The sequence below is a fragment of the Natrononativus amylolyticus genome (assembly GCF_024362525.1).
GTDB lineage: Archaea > Halobacteriota > Halobacteria > Halobacteriales > Natrialbaceae > Natrononativus > Natrononativus amylolyticus.
Genome location: NZ_CP101458.1, coordinates 22,581 through 38,945 on the forward strand (window position 1 = coordinate 22,581; position 16,365 = coordinate 38,945).

Genomic DNA, 16,365 nt, shown 5'->3' on the forward strand with positions numbered 1-16,365 from the left:
CGGACCGTACTCGCCGCGGCATCGTACGTAAACCTCGAGAGCCTACGAGGGTCGCCGCGAGCGCAATCGATTTCCCCCCGCCGCGAGAGGTGCGCGTATGCGCGTATTCATCTCCGCCGACATGGAGGGCGTGTCGGGCATCGCGGCGCCAGAGGACGTCTCGAAGGGCGAACCGGAGTACGGCCGGGGCACGGAACTGATGGCTGCCGACGTCAACGCGGCGATAGACGGCGCCCTCGAGTCCGGTGCAGACGAAATTCTCGTCAACGACTCCCACTCGACGATGCGAAACCTCGAGGCGGGAGCCCTGCGGGAGGAGGCACGGCTGATCCGCGGGGGGTCGAAGCCGCGGTCGATGATGCAGGGGCTCACCGCGGACCACGACGTCGCCTTCTTCGTCGGCTACCACGCGATGGCCGGAACGCCGGGAGCGGTGCTCAACCACACCTACTACGCCCACGAACTCGTTTCGTTGCACGTCGACGGTCGCGAGGTGGGCGAACTCGGCTACAACGCCGCCCTGGCCCGCGCGCTCGGCGTTCCCGTGGGGCTGGTCACCGGCGACGACAAGACCGCGCTCGAGGCCGAGGCCGAACTCGAGGACGTCGAGACCGCCGTCGTCAAGGAAGGCGTCTACCGGTTCGCCGCGGACTGTCTCCCGCTCGAGGCCGCCCGCCGAGAGATCCGCGAAGCGGCGGCGACGGCCGTCGAGCGCGCGCGAAGCGGCGATTTCGACCAGCCGGACAGGCCGCAGTCGGCGACCGTCGAGGCGGCGTGGGCGACGACGAACCTGGCGCGGGCGGCCGCGCGGGCCGACGGCGTCGAGCGCTCCGACGGCCGGACGACCCGCGTCGAGCGCGAGAGTTATCTGGACGCGTTCGACGCGGCGACCGCGATGCTCGGCTCCGCGGCGGGCAACCGATCGGAGCACTTCGGCTGAGGACCCGAAACCGCAACCCACTCGAGGCCAAACTACCTACCCCCGGTATGAGCGACGACGCGGCGTTCGACTCGGAGCGCTGGCGCGCCGAACTCGAGGAGAAGCGCGCCGAGAAGGAGGAGTTCTTCGCCGACCACCCCCAGTCGCCGGTGCCGCCCGAAGACCGCGACGGGTTCGAGGGGCTCGAGTTCTTCGAGCCCGACCCCCAGTACCGGGTTCGGGCGACGGTTTCGCTGGCCGACGATCCGGCCGCCGACCCCGTCTACATGGAGACGACGACGGGCGGAGAGGTGCGCTATCTTCGGACCGTGACCCTCGCGTTCGACCTCGAGCGCGACGATCCCGACCTCGCAGACGGCACGTTCGAGCTCTCGGGGTACGAACAGGAGGGGTCGGCGGCGGGAACGCTGTTCGTCCCCTTCCGGGACAAGACGACGGGTCAACAGACCTACGAGGGCGGTCGTTACATGGAGCTCTCCGCAGACGACGACCTGACCGGTGGCGACGAGATCGTTCTCGACTTCAACCTCGCGTACACGCCCTTCTGTGCGTTCAGCGAGGCGTTCGAGTGTCCGCTCCCGCCGGCGGAGAACTGGCTCGAGGTGGCGATTCCCGCCGGCGAGCAGTTCGAGTAGGGGGCGCCTCGAGGGCGAGTGAAACGCGACTCGAGTCGAAACTCAGGGTGCGACGCCCACAGTGAGAAGCGTGCCGAACTCGCGGTAGCGCTCGACCATCTCCTCGCGGGTGTCCCACTTTTCGGTCGGGAACTCGGCCTCGGCGGGAATCGCGATCTCCCGGTCCGGAACGTTGTCCTGTTCGGCGACGTGAAGTCCCGCCTCCCGGAACGCCTCGCGGTACTCCGCCCGACTCCAGCGGGTCATCTCGACGGAGATGTACTCCTGCCACTCGTGGGAGTGGACGTTCTCCTCGTAGTAGTTGACGGCGCAGTAGACGGTGCCACCAGGTCGGAGGACGCGAGTGATCTCCTCGAGCGTCTCGTGCGGATCTGCCGCGTAGTAAAAGGCCTCCATCGTCCAGACGTGGTCGATCGAGTCGGCGGCGAATGGAAGCGACCCGAAGTCGCCGACGACGTAGCCGACCCGCGGATCGTCGGTGTAGCTCGCGGCATTGCGCGTCATCTCGGGCGCGCCGTCGAGACCGTAGACGCGGCCCGCGTTCTTGGTGTCGCACAGCGCGCGCCCGGCGTAGCCGCTGCCACAGCCGAGGTCGAGCACCGTCTCGCCGGCCTCGACGGGCATTCGCGCGAGCGCGTGTTTGGCCGTGTGCCAGTGGCGCTCTTCCATTCCTCTGTCGCGGCCGTCTGCGGCCCAGGCGTCGAACTCCTCGCGAACGCTCATAGCCGGGGTGTTTACCCCCTGCGGCAAAACGGGTTCGGTCCCGTCGCGTTCGGGATCGACACGTTCTTTAGGTCGGCCTAAAAAGATTCGATCGGAGGGGTTTAGGTCAGCCGAAACCCGTGGGCATCGGGTTTCGTCGGTCGAAGAGCGACAGCTGACCGGCCCCGTCACCGGTTCTCGCTCGAGAAATCGGAACCTATTAGTGTTTTAGGCCGGCCTAAAACAATTATGGACGCGACCGACGACCGACAGTCCGGCCCGACGATCGGCCGACGACGACTCCTCGCCAGTTCGACGCTCGCACTCGGCGCAGTCGCGGGACTCGCCGGCTGTCTCGGGGAAAGCGGCGACGAAAATAGCGACGACCACAGCGGATCCACCGAAGACGACACCGACGGCGGTTCGTCCGACGGTCCCGTCGACGACGACTATCCGACCGTCAGCCCCGAGGGAACCTCCTGGGACGATCTCGAGCCCCTCTCCGGCTCGCTCGCGATCTACTCCGGACGGACCGCAGACCAGATCGAGCCCGTCCTCCGGGAGATCGAGACACTGTACGACGACTTCACACTCGAGGTTCGCTACGGTGACTCCTCGGGGATGGTGGGCCAGATCGTCGAGGAGGGGGATAACTCGCCCGCGGACCTGTTCTACACGCAGGACTCCGGCACTCTCGGCGCGCTCAAAGCCCGGGGACGGACGGCGCCGCTGACCGAGGACGTCCTCGAGACGGTCCCCGAGGAGTACCGCGACCCCGACGGCACGTGGACGGGCGTCTCCGGGCGGACTCGGTGTGTCGCCTACAACACCGACGTCTGGGAGGCCGACGAGCTGCCGGACGACATCTTCGCGTACGCCGAGGACGACCGCTTCGACGGCGAGATGGGCTGGCGCGTCGACTCCGGTTCGTTCCTCTCGTTCATCCGCGCGATGATGCTCGAGTACGGTGAGGAGGACACCCGCGAGTGGATCGAGGGGCTGCAAGAGCGGGGAATTACGAACAACGAGGGCGGCTCGACGACCCCGCAGGCGATCGCCGACGGCGAGCTCTCGATCGGCTTCGTCAACCACTACTACGTCGGCCGACACCTCGACGACAACCCGAACGCGCCGATGAGCGTCACGTTCACCGACGGCGACATCGGCTCGCTGTTCAACGTCTCCGGCGTCGCTCCGATCGACACCGCGGAGGACCTCGACCTCGTCCGCAACTTCGTCCGCCACCTGCTCACCCTCGAGGGCCAGGAGTTCTTCGTCGACACCAACGCCGAGTACGCCGTGATCCCCGCCGTCGAGTACGACCGCGGCGACGTTCCGGAACAGGACGAACTCGCCGTCCCCTCGTTCGACCTGAACGAGCTCGCCGACGTCGAACCCGCTCAGGACCTCCTGCGGGACACCGGCGTGCTCTGATCGGCGGCCGGAGTTTAGGAAGCCCTAAAACGACGCGTCGGCTACCGACACCTCGTGAGCGACTCCGACCCGACCTCGAGTCACCGCCCCACCGTCTTCGGGCGCGTCGACCACGCGCTGGGGTTGACGCTCGTCAGCGGCGCCGTCGCCGCCGTCATGGTCTTCCCGCTGACCTGGATCTTCCTCCGGGCTCTCGAGGTCGACCCCGGCCGGGCCGGCGCGATCCTGTTCCGGCCGCGCTCGCTCGAGATCGTCGCCAACAGCCTGCTGCTCATGGCCGGCGTCACGGCGCTGTCGGTGCTGCTCGGCGTTCCGCTCGCGTGGCTCACCGTCAGAACCGACCTGCCGTTCGCCCGGTTCTGGACCGTCGTCGTCGCCCTGCCGCTGGCGATTCCGAGCTACCTCGGCGCGCTCGCCTACATCGCCGCCTTCGGCCCGCACGGCCAGTTGCAGTCGCTGCTCGAACCCCTCGGCGTCGACTCGCTGCCGGAGATCTACGGCCTCGGCGGCGCCATCCTCGTCATCACCCTCTACACCTACCCCTACGTCTACCTCACGACCCGCGCCGCGTTGAAGACGTTCGATACGACCCTCGTCGACGCCGCACGCACGCTCGAGGCGGGCTACCGCGAGACGTTCCGCCGGGTGACTCTCCCACAGATCCGCCCGGCGATCACCGCCGGCGCGCTGCTCGTCGCCCTCTACGCCGTCTCTGACTTCGGAACGCCCGCGTTCATGCGACTCGACGTCTTCACCCGGCAGATCTACGTCGAGTACCGCGGCTGGAACCTCGATTACGCCGCGATGCTCTCGATCCAGCTGATCGTCCTCACCGTCTTCATACTGGCACTCGAGTCGCGCGTCCGCGGCCGCGAGCGGCTGTACACCGAGTCCGGTGGCGGTCACGGGGGCGGTCACACCGTCGAACTCGGCGCGTGGCGCCTGCCGGCCACGGCGTTCTGTGCGCTGGTCATGGTCGCGACGCTCGTGCTCCCGGTCGCCGTCTTCGGCTCGTGGCTCGCCGGCGGGGCGACGAGCGACGTCGCGGCTTACCAGTTCCAGTGGGAGTACGCACTCAACTCGACGTACGTCTCCGCTGCGGCGGCGGTCGTCGCCGGCATCGCCGCGCTCCCCGTCGCCTACCTGGCCGCCCGCTACCGCTCCCGACTCAGCGAGCTGTTCGAGCGGGCGACGTACGTCGGCTACGCCGTCCCCGGTATCGTCATCGGACTCGCGCTCGTCTTCTTCGGCGCGAACTACGCAGGGGTGCTCTACCAGACGCTGCCGCTGTTGATCTTCGCCTACGTCGTGCGGTTTATGCCTCAGTCGGTCGGCTCGACGCGGACCGCCATCCTCCAGGTGAACCCGAAGCTCGTCGAAGCCTCGCGCACCCTCGGGCGCGGGCACGTCGAGACGTTCCGGTCGGTGACCCTGCCGCTGATCGCGCCGGGGATCCTCGCCGGCGCGGCGCTCGTCTTCCTGACGACGATGAAGGAGCTCCCGGCGACGCTACTGTTGCGCCCGACCGGGTTCGAGACGCTCGTCACGCACATCTGGCGGGCCGAGGAAGCCGCCTACATGAGCCACGCCGCGATTCCCGCGATCGTCATCCTCCTCGTTTCGGGGCTGTCGATGGTCATCATCCTCCGCCAGGAGCGGTGACCCGCCGGGCGCCCGCCGACGTATCCGATCCCGCCGCCGCGACCCCGGCGAGCGGGACCGCCAGACGGAACGACTGCACACACCCGCACTCTTAAGTCGATTCCGCAAGTTGTTCACGCCAGCATGGAGTATTCACTCGAAATCGACGGGACGCCGGAGACAGTCCCTGGGGGAACCAGCGTTCTTCTCTTGCATCCGAGCACGGGCGAGACGGACCGCATCGACACCGACTTTCTGAAGACCGACACCGACTCCTTCCTCGTCGTTTCCACCCGAACGACCGCCCGCGAAGTGCGCCAGAAACTCGAGTACTACGACGTCGACGAGTCCCGCGCGGAGATCCTCGACACGTTGAGCATCGAACGCGGCTACTCCCGGCGCTCGAGTGCGAACGTCCACTACGTCTCCGCACCCGACAACTTAGACGCCATCGTCGAACACGTCGAGGGGTTCCTCGAGGCACACGACGGCAAGCTCCGGGTGAGCTTCGACTCGATCACCGAACTCGCCTACTACGCGGGCGAGGAGCCCACACTCGAGGCGACCAAGCGGATCCTGGAACTGCTCGAAGCACACGACGCGGTCGGCCTCTTTCATCTCTCCGACGAGGTCCACGACGAGCGCGTCGTCGACGACTTCCGGGCGCTGTTCGACGGCGTCATCGACCTCCACGAGGACGACACCGTCGACGTCGAGTTCTAGCCGGCTCTCGAGACCCGCAGACGACCGACGTCAACTCGCTCAAGACCGCCGACTCGCTCAAGACATGACACGCCCGCCTACACGCGACGACGAGCACCCGCCTGCGAGCGACGACGAACGCGCGTCCACGGCCGACGACGAACGACGCGAATCCACAGCCGGCGTCGACCACCGGTCGGCCCACGACGACCCCGCGACCAGAACGTACGACAAACTGGTTCGCGATCGGATTCCAGAGCTAATCCGCGAGAGCGGCGACCGACCGGTCACGCACGCAGCGACCGGCGCAGAGTACGACCGTCGACTCGCCGAGAAGCTCCAGGAGGAGGCTACGGAGTTCTGCGAGGACGGCGACCTCGAGGAGCTCGCGGACGTCCTCGCCGTCGTCGAAGCGATCTGTGAGCGAGCGGGCGTCTCGAGGGAGGAGCTGGCGACGGTACAGCGGGAAAAACGGGCCGAACGGGGCGGGTTTTCCGAGGGGATCGTCCTCGAGCGCGTCGAGGTCGACGGGGCGACCGACGGGTAAGTCGCCGGCTCGAGGGCCGTCCGAGCACCGGTCGGCGACGGCCGACCGGGACCGTCGCCCCAGCGCGCCCGGTCACTCCGCCAGTGCGTCGAACGTCTTCTCGGCCCAGCGAACCGCGTAGGCGGCGCCGTGGTCCGCGTAGGCCGTCGTTTCGAGTGCGGCGAACGGCGCGGGCAGGTCGATCCCGTGTTTGATCGCGCTACAGGCGAGCTCCGTCGCGTCGGCGAAGTCGGTCTCGCCGCGGGCGACCGCGCTCGGGAGCGCGGAGACCCGTCCCTCGAGCCGCGAACCGGCGTCCCGCCAGGCGTCGAAGAGCGCCGGACGGTCGTCCTCCCAGTCCGCGAAGACCGCCCGCGTGTGCAACCCGACCCAGCCGTCGTACAGCGCGGCGGCGATCTGGTAGGTGGCGTTCGGGTCGAGGGGGACGGCCGCGTCGAGCTCCCGGTAGCGGTCCTCGAAGAAGCCGATGAAGTGTTCGGGGACCTCGAGGCCGACCTGCACGAGCGCCTCCGCGACGAGGAAGTCGATGAACGCCTCCGGCGACCCCTGGACGCGCGGTTTCACCAGCACCACCGGCGGGTCGGTCTGGCGGGTCCAGGCGACGCTGCCGTCGCCGGGCATTCCGATGGTGAACTCGCCGCTCGCGTAGCGCGCGAGCAGCCGCGGCGCGTCCTCCGGCAGCCACGCCGCGGGATAGCTCGACGGCGCGAGCCCGTCGACGAGCACTCCCAGCTCCTCGGCGACTGCCGGCGGGAGCGTCTCAAAATCCCGTTCGGTGTCGAGAACGAGCGCAGCCGGGGCGTGGGCTTGCCGGACCGCGTCAGCGGAACTCGAGAGCGCTCGCGTCTCGAACATCAGACGAAAACGATCTGGAAGACGAGCAGGATCGACAGCAGCGTCGAGGCGCCGACGGTCGTGAGAACGATCTTGGTTGCAGTGCTCATACTCCGTGGCTATCGGTCGGATCGCTTAAATCCATCCTTCCGCCCCCGCCGTACCGGGTTCGTCTGGCGCAGGCAGGAGGAGGCGCGAAGTGAGAGACGAGGCACTCGAGGTAGTGAGCCAACGGGAGAGTGCGGAGGTAGTGAGCCAACGGGAGAGTGCGGAGGTAGTGAGCCAACGGGAGAGTGCGGAGGTAGTGAGCCAACGGGAGAGTGCGGAGGTAACGAGCCAACGGACAATACGCACACCGGTTCGGTTGCGACCGGCGGGGACCGCAACCGAACGAACTGCGACCAGGAGTACGGAAGCAGCCACTCTTCGTGTCGAGCCTAAAGTCAGGGGTTGAGTAAGGCAACAGGTAGTCTCGAGTGTGTTCCAGTGGAAACAGAAGGGGTTCGGGCGGGCACAAAGAAGCGGCGCCGGCAACCGAGGATCGAAAGTCACCGTCACCGGCGACGGGCCCCGGGTGTCGTCGCAGTCGGCAACGGGGCCTCGAGCGATCCCCAAGTCGTCACGTGAGAGGAGCTTACTCGGACCCGTCGCGCCAGGAGTCGGGAACGTTGATCACGTACCGGCCGTCTTCCTGGAGCGAGACGATGTACTCCTCGCGGTCGTACAGCTCCATCAGGTTGAGTTCGTACTGGCCGGGGCTGACGATCTTGATGCTCTCGAACTGGTCGTTGAGTTCCTCGCGGAGGTCCTCGAGCGACTGCTCCTCGCCTGACGGTTCGCTGACGACGCGACCGTGGTTCGGTGGCCGTTCGCTTCCCTCCTGGTCGCTCGGAAGCTCCTCGGGCGAGACGACCTCGCTTCGGGCGTCGGCCTGTGCCGAATCCTCACCGTCGGTCCGGTCGTCCGGTTCCGGTGACCGCTGAGCCTCGTCCTCCTGCGTCTCGGTCGACGGCCGACTCGAGTCCGGCGACGGCGAGCGGATCGGGGGCGACACCTCGGTCGTCGTTGTCGCGACGTCGGCAGCCGACTCCGGTGTCGACTCGCGGTCCTCCGGGGGGCGTGCGGTCTCCGGCCACTCGGCGAACCCCGTCTCGCTCGAGCGCGCGACTGCTCGATCCGGTTCGGCCCGATCTACAGCCCGGTCGCCGGGGCCGACACTCGAGTGTGAGGCGTCGGTGTCGGACGAGGCGGGTGCCTCCTCCTCGACGGACGTCGCCGTCGGTCGATCGACCTGTTCCGTGACGGATCGGTCGGCGACGGAGCGGTCGGCGGCGGATCGGTCCTCGTCACCTTCGATCTCGCCGCTGTCGCCCGCGTCGTCCGAAGCGCCCGCGGGGGTGAACTGGAACTTGTTCCCGCCGCAGTCCGGACACCCCGACAGCATCTCCTTCGAGCCGTCGGGAAACGTGCGACCGCAGGTCGTACACTGGTGGGGCATTAGTTGCGGGAGACGAGAGCGCTGATGAGTGTTTCGTCCTTGTGGAGGGTTTCGATCTGGTTCGCCGGCCCGATCACCGTGAGTTTGTTCGCCGACTCGTCGGTTCCCATGATCCGTCCGAGCAGCGAGGAGTCGCGCGTGCTGGATTTCGGGTAGGTCTCGATTTCGATCCCGTTGAACTCGTCGGGGCTGATCTCCGCCATCGTCACCTCGATGAGTTTGCTCTCCTCGTCGGGAGAGAGCCCCTCCTCGAGGATCACGATGTTACCGTCGTGGACGCCGTCGAGGATCATCCGGATCTTCTCCATGCTCGTCAGCCCGTTCATTCGCTCGCCGCTGATCAGGTCGATCTGGACGCCGTCGGCGCCTTTCCCGTCGTCTGCGTTCGTTGCTTCTGGCATTCAGCTCACCCGAAGTACTCCGCGATATTTTCGTACACTTCGTCCATGTTCTTTCCCTCTTTCGCCGACAGCGGGACCGTCTTGTGCTGTGGGAACGCGTCTTCGATCCGCTTGATGCTCGACTCCTCGAGGTCGATCTTGTTCGCGAAGATGAGAACCGGGAGATCGCGGGACTCGATGATGCCGATCAACATCGTGTTGACCTGCGTGATCGGGTCCTCCGCGCTGTCGAGGACGTAGATAACGCCGTCGACGTCCTCGCGCAGCCAGTGCATCGCCTCGGCGACGCCCTCGGTCGCCTCCCGCGAGCGACGGATCGCGTCCTCCTTGTCCATCTCGTCGGTGAACTCCTCGTAGTCGACTTTGGTCGTGACGCCGGGGGTGTCGACGATGTCGATCGTCACCGACTTGCCGTTGCGCTCGATTTCGACGTTCTCCTTGCGGCGGGCGCGGCGCGTTTCGTGTGGAACGTGGCTTTCGGTCCCGATCGCGTCACCGGTCCAGTCGCGGGCGATGCGGTTCGCAAGCGTCGTCTTCCCTGCGTTGGGCGGGCCGTAGATGCCGATCCGCTTTGGCTCCTGTTCGGAGAACAGGCGATCCGTAACGCGAGAGATGCTGTCTTTGAGTCCTGTAAACAATCCCATCCTTGAGATCCTCCATGCACCAGGGGGTGCGTCTGCGCGTACTACTGAACCGAACTCACTTAAGCCTACGTCAGACGTGTGGACTATCCAAGAGATAACACGTACCACGATCGGTGAGAGAACGGTAACACGTGCCATGGGTGAGAGAAGAAGGTAGTGGCAGGGGTGGGTTCCACCCGAAACTATGGTTGGTGTGATGAGCCGACGGATTCATGGTCAACGATAACACAAACCGTGCTAATTTGACCCACAGTAAGTGGGCGAAATCCATCACGTCAGACGAGGATAGTGTGGAATCATTGTCCTTTTCTCTCTCGAGGCGAGACCCCCACCCCTTCGTTTCGGGTGGAGACCCGATCGGGTGTGGGGTCGAGATCGGCGGTTGAGTCCAACGAGCGTGACGTTCGGACCCCTGATCTCGCGTCGAGCAGAAGTGTCGAGCGCTGGCTCGAGTGATTTCGACGGTTTCGGGAGGTCTAGTAACAGAGTGCCGTTAGTGGAGCGAATCTAGTAGACTCTAGTAATATAAACCGACAGACCTAGTAACACTATGGTTTTTCTAATGCTACGGACCGTGTTCTACTCACACCCACATAAAACCTTCCAGTCCAAAATCTTCGGTACCCCCTCCCCCCTCGGTCCCGTCTCCACCTGAAACAAAGGGGTGGGGGGTGTCCGAAGAATCGACTCACGTTTCTCAGGGTCGAACTGTCGATTCTACCGGCGTATTCTCACACTCCCAACGTCTCGCGGCCTTGGGACTCGCGTCTCTCCGGACGCTCGTCGGTGACTGCCGAACGCACGCCCGTTGAACGAGACTCAGCTCGGACCGGCCGTCGGCGGCATCTCGGACTCCGAGTTGATTCGGTGGCACGCATCCGACGAAGTTCGGGCTCTCCTACACGCGTGGCCCCATCCTCCTCCATGCGTCCACATTACACGTCCACCGTCCTCCTACACGCGTACACACATTACACGTCCTCGCACATTTCCTCATTATACACGCGTGCATACATTATGTGTAAACAATTCACAGGCGCTCTCGCTCAGTCTCGGCTCCGGCCGTCCACCCGGACTGCTCGAGTCGAACCGATCGGCACGCCGTCGTCTCGAGACGACAACCGATCCCCGTTCGCTCGTTCGCCCGTCGGCATGGTTTGCGGTCGTCTGTCGATCAGTACAGCTGGTTGCGTGACTGAGCGGGCAGCACGTTACTGTAACGTAGATAGATTGCTTTACTGTCCAGGGGTATTACTGGTCTACGACCTGAAGGGAAGAGTTTATTAGCTAGGTATTCCTCTGGTTCGTTTGCATCAACTGGACCCGACGGGAGCGACGAATCTCCTGAAACAGGGCATCTGAGGCCTACCACCTCCATTCTCTGTGCTGTCGGGCCGTACTCCACACGAAACAAGGGGGTTTCGAACAACGGATGTCTGACGATGAACTCGAGTCGGGGCAAACCTCCGACTCCGGCGCCGCTCGCGGGTTTGCAACGGACTTCGGGGAGAGCGACCTCTCCGAGGAGGAGTCGAACCAGGGACTGTTCGACGACCTGCTCAGCGGGGAACCGATCTTCGAGAACAAGGAAGTGCTCCGGCCGTCGTACACGCCCCACGAGCTGCCCCATCGCAGCGACCAGATCAACAAGATGGCGACGATCCTGGTCGCCGCGCTCCGAGGCGAGACGCCGTCGAACATCCTGATCTACGGGAAGACGGGAACCGGCAAGACCGCGAGCGCGAAGTTCGTGAGCAAGGAACTAGAAAGCACCTCCCAGAAGTACAGCGTCCCGTGCGACGTCGAGTACATCAACTGCGAGGTGACCGACACCCAGTACCGGGTGCTGGCACAGCTCGCCAACAAGTTCATCGAGGAGAACGAGGCGATGATCGACGAGCGGATCGCCTCCCTCGAGTCGCTCCTCGAGTCCCTCGAGGCCGACACACCGGCGGTCGCCGACGAGGGCGACTCTCCAGTCGAAACGGAGGGGTCTGCGACCACCTCCCGGCGTTCCGAAGCGGGCGCGACGAACGAAGCGGACGAGACGCCGGCGGGCGATTCGACGGAGACGGACGACCCGGCGGCGGAACCCCACCCGCTCGCGGAGACGCCGTTCGATTCGGCCGAGGAGGTCAAAGCCCGGATCGAGTCGCTCGCGGCCGACCGCGAGAGCTTCGAGGAGGTTCCGATGACGGGCTGGCCGACCGACCGGGTGTACAGCGTCTTCTTTGACGCGGTCGACTACTCCGAGCGGGTGGTCGTCATTATGCTCGACGAGATCGACAAACTGGTCGAGAAGAGCGGCGACGACACCCTGTACAACCTCTCGCGGATGAACTCCGAACTCGAGAACTCGCGGGTGTCGATCATCGGCATCTCGAACGACCTCAAGTTCACCGATTTCCTCGACCCGCGCGTGAAGTCGAGCCTGGGCGAGGAGGAGATCGTCTTCCCGCCGTACGACGCGAACCAGCTCCGGGACATCCTCCAGCACCGCTCCGAAGTCGCGTTCAAGGAGGGCGCGCTCTCGGATGACGTGATCCCGCTGTGTGCCGCCTTCGCCGCCCAGGAACACGGCGACGCACGGCGCGCACTCGATCTGCTGCGAACGGCGGGCGAACTCGCAGAGCGCAGCCAGTCCGAGACCATCGTCGAGGACCACGTTCGACAGGCCCAGGACAAGATCGAACTCGATCGGGTCGTCGAAGTGGTGCGGACCCTCCCCACCCAGAGCAAGCTCGTCCTGTTTTCGATCATCCTCCTCGAGAAAAACGGCGTCCACAGCATCAACACCGGCGAGGTGTTCAACATCTACAAACGCCTCTGCGAGGAGATCGACGCCGACGTCCTCACGCAGCGGCGGGTCACGGACCTCATCAGCGAACTCGACATGCTGGGGATCGTCAACGCAGTCGTCGTCTCGAAAGGCCGGTACGGCCGAACCAAGGAGATCAGCCTCTCGGTACCGATCGAGGAGACGGAGGTCGTCTTGCTCTCCGACTCGCGGCTCTCGGATATCGACGACGTCCAGCCGTTCGTCCAGGCACGCTTCGAAAACTGAGCAGCCGTCGTCGACGGTCGGCGCCGTCTCGGATCGTTTCGACCTCGCTGTCCCCGATCCGTTTTCGACTCACTCGAGTTGAAACACCGCCCGCGTCGCCCGCTACCAGTGCCCGGAGCGACGACCGCCGACCACGGCGACGGCGCTGGCGAGGCCGACGAGGCCGACGGGGACGCTCGACGGTCCGGTGCTCGTTCCCTCTGGCAGCGTCGGCGAGTCGATGAGCATCCCTGCGAGGAGCTCGTCGAACGTGAGTCGGACGTAGCCGAGCCACGGGATGCGGAACATCCCCTTCCCGGTGACCCACTCGGACTGGACGACGTCGGTCGGGGCGCCGCGCGAGAGCGGGTCCTGATCGTAGCCCGGATTGTTGTCCCCTTTCGTGATGAAGCCGTCGTGTTCGGCCGGACAGGTCTGGATCTGATCGCAGTTCGTCGCCTCGACGTAGTCAGGGTTCGCCATCTCGACCCAGTCGTCGCCCTCCTCGACCCAGAAGTGCGCGCGATGGATGATCGGCGTCTCGAACTCGTTCCCGTTCGGCGCGAAGACGATCACGTCGCCGTACTCGCCGAACTTGTCGTAGCCGTTCTGCTCGCCGCTCTCGAGCGTGACCACGCCGGTGCCGTCGACGGCGTCGTCGCCGACGAAGCGGTCGTCGGCGGTGATGAAGATCAGGTCGCCGCGCTCCATGTTCGGCTCCATGCTGCCGCTCTCGACGGCGACCAGCGGCGGCCAGATCCCGCTGACCGCGAAGAGGATCAATCCGATGAGTGCGACCACCGCGATGCTGCTCAACACGTCGCGGACGGCGACGACCGTTCCGTCGTCCGATTTCAGGAACCAGCGGACGACGCCGTCGTCCTCGATCGTGACCTCGTCGGTCGAACTCGCGGCCGGCGGCGGCGCCGACCTCGAGCCCTCGCGTCCCTCGCGCGTCGCGCCGTCTTCCGTGTGATCGCTCGAGGCGGCCGCGGTCGAGTCGAGCGCGTCCCCGGACCCGGCCGCGGGAGCCGCGTCAGTGTCCTCGGCGTCGATCTCCTCGGAATCTCGGTCGTATCGCTCGTCGTCATCGCCGGGGCCGGGGCCGCTCATTGCACCACGTTTTACCGGGACCGGCAATCAAGGTTCTGTTCCGAACGGTGGTCGGAGCCGTCGCCGGGTGTACATTCGCCACGCTTTTCTCGCCGCCCTCGAATGCGAGTCGTGTGCCACTCGAGGGGCCCGCACGGATCGTCAGCGAACTCACGAGCCGCGGCTACAACGTCGAGCGTGAGGCCGTGACCCTCATCGCGTCGGCGGACGACCCCGCGCGCGCACTCGAGCGCGTCGTCGACGCTGCGCCGGCGGAAACGCTCGTGGTGACGACCGACCACGTCCGGTCGGTGCTCTCGACGGCTGAGCCGGCGGCGGACCCGACCGCAGCCGACGGTGCCGGCGCTGCTACCGGGAGGTCCCCAACACCGTCTTCCACCGATTCAGACCCCTTCGTTTCGACTGGAGAACCGGATCGGAATCCCACGGACGACGGCGGGTCCGCTCCAGTCGAAACGAAGGGGTCTTCGACGGGGTTCGAACGCACCAGTGATCCGACCCTGCGCTCGCTCGAGATCGCGAACGACATGACCGGCGAGAGCACGGGAACCGGGGAGTACAGGGACTTCGTGACGGTGTTTCGCGATCGCCTCGAGCGCCTCGGATCGAAGCTCCGGGGCCGGGTGAACCACCGGCCCGCGACGGCGATCCAGAGCATGCCCGGCGGTGCGGAGGCGGGAATGGTCGGGCTGGTCAACGACGTCCGTTCGACGGCCAGCGGCCACTGGCTGGTCGAACTCGAGGACGCCACCGGCACCTTCCCGTGGTTGGTGATGAAAGACCGCGAGTACGCGGACCTCGTCGGCGAACTGCTCTGCGACGAGGTGCTGGCGATGGAGGGAACGCTGTCGGACGACGCGGGGATCGCGTTCACGGACGCGATGTACTTCCCCGACGTTCCCCGGACCCACGAGCCCTCGACCGCGGATCGCCACGTTCAGGCCGCGCTCATCAGCGACGTTCACGTCGGCAGCCAGGAGTTCATGCGCGACGCCTGGAACGCGTTCACCGACTGGCTCCACACCGAAACCGCCCAGCACGTCGAGTACCTGCTGATCGCGGGCGACATGGTCGAGGGCGTCGGCGTCTACCCCAACCAGGACGAGGAGCTCGACGTCGTCGACATCTACGAGCAGTACGAGGTGTTCAACGAGTATCTGAAACAGGTTCCCGGCGACATGGAGATCGTGATGATCCCGGGGAACCACGACGCGGTCCGACTCGCAGAACCCCAGCCGGGGTTCGACGAGGAGCTCCGGTCGATCATGTCCGCCCACGACGCCCGCATCGTGAGCAACCCCTCGACGGTGACCCTCGAGGGCGTCTCGGTGCTCATGTACCACGGCGTCTCCCTCGACGAGGTCATCGCGGAGCTTCCCGAGGAGAAAGCCAGCTACGACGAACCTCACAAGGCGATGTACCACCTGCTGAAAAAGCGCCACGTCGCCCCGCAGTTCGGCGGCCACACCAGACTCGCACCCGAGGAACGCGACTACCTCGTCATCGAGGACGTGCCGGACATCTTCCACACCGGTCACGTTCACAAACTCGGCTTCGGCAAGTACCACAACGTGCTCGCGATCAACTCCGGCTGCTGGCAGTCCCAGACCGACTTCCAGAAGAGCGTCAACATCGACCCCGACTCGGGATACGCCCCGATCGTCGACCTCGATACGCTCGACGTAACCGTCCAGAAGTTCAGCTAGCGCTCGCCGGAGCCGGCTTCCGCTACGGCTCGAGTCGGTACCGGCGCGTCTTGATGCCGTCGAAGCACGGCCCGGTGCCCGTCTCGGTGAACCCGAGTTCGTGAGCGGCCCCCTCGACGGTCGGATCGTCCGGCGGTACCAGCACCTCGACGGCCATCGACTCGCGCTCGGCGAACCTGACCGGTTCGGCGAGCAGCCGCTGGCAGGCGTCGGGAGTGCCGCCGAGCTGGGTCACGTGGACCGTGTCCGATTTCGCGTCGAAGCTCACGAAACCCAGGAGGTCCTCCGGATCGGAGCCGCCGTACTGCGAGCCGGCGGTCGTGTCGCTCGAGACGTCCGCGTTCGGATCTCTCGGTCCGTCTTCGGCGACGCGCACCGTGCGGTCGTGGACCAGATTTCGCATCACGTCGGTCGGCGAGTCCGCGATCGACGCGAGCGCGTCGGCGTCGGCCTCGAGTGCGTCCCGTACGTTCATTGGTGCGTGGTAATGACTTGCACGAATATAAATCCCGCCCGAACGGACGG

Annotated in this window: 16 protein-coding genes; 8 read left to right on the forward strand and 8 right to left on the reverse strand. The window is 65.8% G+C overall.

Annotated features, from left to right (window positions below; all coding sequences use genetic code 11):
* Window positions 1-97 precede the first annotated feature (97 nt).
* Entirely contained in the window at window positions 98-940 is an 843-nt protein-coding gene (locus NMQ11_RS00130) for a M55 family metallopeptidase (protein WP_255169359.1), read from the forward strand.
* A gap of 47 nt (window positions 941-987) precedes the next feature.
* The gene (locus tag NMQ11_RS00135) at window positions 988-1,575 is read left to right on the forward strand and encodes a DUF1684 domain-containing protein (protein ID WP_255169360.1); all 588 of its coding nucleotides are present in this window, start codon (window positions 988-990) and stop codon (window positions 1,573-1,575) included.
* A gap of 42 nt (window positions 1,576-1,617) precedes the next feature.
* On the opposite strand, the gene NMQ11_RS00140 is transcribed toward NMQ11_RS00135, so the two are convergent.
* The gene (locus tag NMQ11_RS00140) at window positions 1,618-2,298 is read right to left on the reverse strand and encodes a class I SAM-dependent methyltransferase (RefSeq protein WP_255169361.1); all 681 of its coding nucleotides are present in this window, start codon (window positions 2,296-2,298) and stop codon (window positions 1,618-1,620) included.
* A gap of 228 nt (window positions 2,299-2,526) precedes the next feature.
* Between NMQ11_RS00140 and NMQ11_RS00145 the strand changes: the two genes are divergently transcribed.
* The 4 genes from NMQ11_RS00145 to NMQ11_RS00160 all read left to right on the forward strand — a co-directional run bounded on the left by NMQ11_RS00145 (window position 2,527) and on the right by NMQ11_RS00160 (window position 6,601).
* Entirely contained in the window at window positions 2,527-3,711 is a 1,185-nt protein-coding gene (locus NMQ11_RS00145; protein WP_255169362.1) for an ABC transporter substrate-binding protein, read from the forward strand.
* 156 nt (window positions 3,712-3,867) lie between these two features.
* Complete coding sequence (locus tag NMQ11_RS00150; RefSeq protein WP_255170910.1) at window positions 3,868-5,373, forward strand: ABC transporter permease; 1,506 nt, start codon at window positions 3,868-3,870, stop codon at window positions 5,371-5,373.
* A gap of 123 nt (window positions 5,374-5,496) precedes the next feature.
* Window positions 5,497-6,075 carry a DUF7090 family protein gene (locus tag NMQ11_RS00155; protein WP_255169363.1) on the forward strand — a complete coding sequence of 193 codons (579 nt, stop codon included), beginning with the start codon at window positions 5,497-5,499 and terminating at the stop codon, window positions 6,073-6,075.
* A 64-nt stretch (window positions 6,076-6,139) separates the two neighbouring features.
* Window positions 6,140-6,601: a hypothetical protein gene (locus NMQ11_RS00160; RefSeq protein ID WP_425607691.1), complete on the forward strand. Its 462-nt coding sequence runs from the start codon at window positions 6,140-6,142 to the stop codon at window positions 6,599-6,601.
* A 72-nt stretch (window positions 6,602-6,673) separates the two neighbouring features.
* Here the strand turns inward: NMQ11_RS00160 and NMQ11_RS00165 are convergent, their stop codons facing one another.
* The 5 genes from NMQ11_RS00165 to NMQ11_RS00180 all read right to left on the reverse strand — a co-directional run bounded on the left by NMQ11_RS00165 (window position 6,674) and on the right by NMQ11_RS00180 (window position 9,978).
* Window positions 6,674-7,456, reverse strand: coding sequence for a DUF7089 family protein (locus NMQ11_RS00165; RefSeq protein WP_255169364.1), 783 nt, complete (start codon window positions 7,454-7,456; stop codon window positions 6,674-6,676).
* The gene (locus NMQ11_RS20150) at window positions 7,456-7,545 is read right to left on the reverse strand and encodes a hypothetical protein (protein ID WP_425607692.1); all 90 of its coding nucleotides are present in this window, start codon (window positions 7,543-7,545) and stop codon (window positions 7,456-7,458) included. The genes NMQ11_RS00165 and NMQ11_RS20150 overlap by 1 nt, the downstream gene beginning before the upstream one ends.
* A 524-nt stretch (window positions 7,546-8,069) precedes the next feature.
* Window positions 8,070-8,933, reverse strand: coding sequence for an OapC/ArvC family zinc-ribbon domain-containing protein (locus tag NMQ11_RS00170; RefSeq protein WP_255169365.1), 864 nt, complete (start codon window positions 8,931-8,933; stop codon window positions 8,070-8,072).
* Window positions 8,933-9,334: a DUF2073 domain-containing protein gene (locus NMQ11_RS00175; protein ID WP_255169366.1), complete on the reverse strand. Its 402-nt coding sequence runs from the start codon at window positions 9,332-9,334 to the stop codon at window positions 8,933-8,935. Before NMQ11_RS00175 ends, NMQ11_RS00170 begins: the two co-directional genes overlap by 1 nt.
* 5 nt (window positions 9,335-9,339) lie before the next feature.
* Window positions 9,340-9,978, reverse strand: a complete 639-nt coding sequence (locus NMQ11_RS00180) for an Era-like GTP-binding protein (protein ID WP_255169367.1) — start codon at window positions 9,976-9,978, stop codon at window positions 9,340-9,342.
* A gap of 1,432 nt (window positions 9,979-11,410) precedes the next feature.
* Between NMQ11_RS00180 and NMQ11_RS00185 the strand changes: the two genes are divergently transcribed.
* Window positions 11,411-13,042 (forward strand): Cdc6/Cdc18 family protein, encoded by a 1,632-nt coding sequence (locus NMQ11_RS00185; RefSeq protein WP_255169368.1) that lies wholly within the window; start codon window positions 11,411-11,413, stop codon window positions 13,040-13,042.
* A gap of 102 nt (window positions 13,043-13,144) precedes the next feature.
* Here NMQ11_RS00185 and NMQ11_RS00190 read toward each other — a convergent pair whose 3' ends face one another.
* Window positions 13,145-14,134 carry a S26 family signal peptidase gene (locus NMQ11_RS00190; RefSeq protein ID WP_255169369.1) on the reverse strand — a complete coding sequence of 330 codons (990 nt, stop codon included), beginning with the start codon at window positions 14,132-14,134 and terminating at the stop codon, window positions 13,145-13,147.
* 113 nt (window positions 14,135-14,247) lie between these two features.
* Between NMQ11_RS00190 and NMQ11_RS00195 the strand changes: the two genes are divergently transcribed.
* The gene (locus NMQ11_RS00195; RefSeq protein WP_255169370.1) at window positions 14,248-15,840 is read left to right on the forward strand and encodes a DNA-directed DNA polymerase II small subunit; all 1,593 of its coding nucleotides are present in this window, start codon (window positions 14,248-14,250) and stop codon (window positions 15,838-15,840) included.
* Between the two features lie 22 nt (window positions 15,841-15,862).
* Here NMQ11_RS00195 and NMQ11_RS00200 read toward each other — a convergent pair whose 3' ends face one another.
* Complete coding sequence (locus tag NMQ11_RS00200) at window positions 15,863-16,315, reverse strand: hypothetical protein (protein ID WP_255169371.1); 453 nt, start codon at window positions 16,313-16,315, stop codon at window positions 15,863-15,865.
* Window positions 16,316-16,365 lie beyond the last annotated feature (50 nt).

What these genes read in the sequence shown, in the direction of transcription:
- NMQ11_RS00160 (WP_425607691.1), top strand. Translation starts at nt 6,140, where the DNA reads ATGACACGCCCGCCTACACGCGACGACGAGCACCCGCCTGCGAGCGAC.
- NMQ11_RS00135 (WP_255169360.1), top strand. Translation starts at nt 988, where the DNA reads ATGAGCGACGACGCGGCGTTCGACTCGGAGCGCTGGCGCGCCGAACTC.
- NMQ11_RS00200 (WP_255169371.1), bottom strand. Translation starts at nt 16,315, where the DNA reads ATGAACGTACGGGACGCACTCGAGGCCGACGCCGACGCGCTCGCGTCG.
- NMQ11_RS00130 (WP_255169359.1), top strand. Translation starts at nt 98, where the DNA reads ATGCGCGTATTCATCTCCGCCGACATGGAGGGCGTGTCGGGCATCGCG.
- NMQ11_RS00150 (WP_255170910.1), top strand. Translation starts at nt 3,868, where the DNA reads ATGGTCTTCCCGCTGACCTGGATCTTCCTCCGGGCTCTCGAGGTCGAC.
- NMQ11_RS00180 (WP_255169367.1), bottom strand. Translation starts at nt 9,978, where the DNA reads ATGGGATTGTTTACAGGACTCAAAGACAGCATCTCTCGCGTTACGGAT.
- NMQ11_RS20150 (WP_425607692.1), bottom strand. Translation starts at nt 7,545, where the DNA reads ATGAGCACTGCAACCAAGATCGTTCTCACGACCGTCGGCGCCTCGACG.
- NMQ11_RS00155 (WP_255169363.1), top strand. Translation starts at nt 5,497, where the DNA reads ATGGAGTATTCACTCGAAATCGACGGGACGCCGGAGACAGTCCCTGGG.
- NMQ11_RS00145 (WP_255169362.1), top strand. Translation starts at nt 2,527, where the DNA reads ATGGACGCGACCGACGACCGACAGTCCGGCCCGACGATCGGCCGACGA.
- NMQ11_RS00140 (WP_255169361.1), bottom strand. Translation starts at nt 2,298, where the DNA reads ATGAGCGTTCGCGAGGAGTTCGACGCCTGGGCCGCAGACGGCCGCGAC.
- NMQ11_RS00170 (WP_255169365.1), bottom strand. Translation starts at nt 8,933, where the DNA reads ATGCCCCACCAGTGTACGACCTGCGGTCGCACGTTTCCCGACGGCTCG.
- NMQ11_RS00175 (WP_255169366.1), bottom strand. Translation starts at nt 9,334, where the DNA reads ATGCCAGAAGCAACGAACGCAGACGACGGGAAAGGCGCCGACGGCGTC.
- NMQ11_RS00165 (WP_255169364.1), bottom strand. Translation starts at nt 7,456, where the DNA reads ATGTTCGAGACGCGAGCGCTCTCGAGTTCCGCTGACGCGGTCCGGCAA.
- NMQ11_RS00185 (WP_255169368.1), top strand. Translation starts at nt 11,411, where the DNA reads ATGTCTGACGATGAACTCGAGTCGGGGCAAACCTCCGACTCCGGCGCC.
- NMQ11_RS00190 (WP_255169369.1), bottom strand. Translation starts at nt 14,134, where the DNA reads ATGAGCGGCCCCGGCCCCGGCGATGACGACGAGCGATACGACCGAGAT.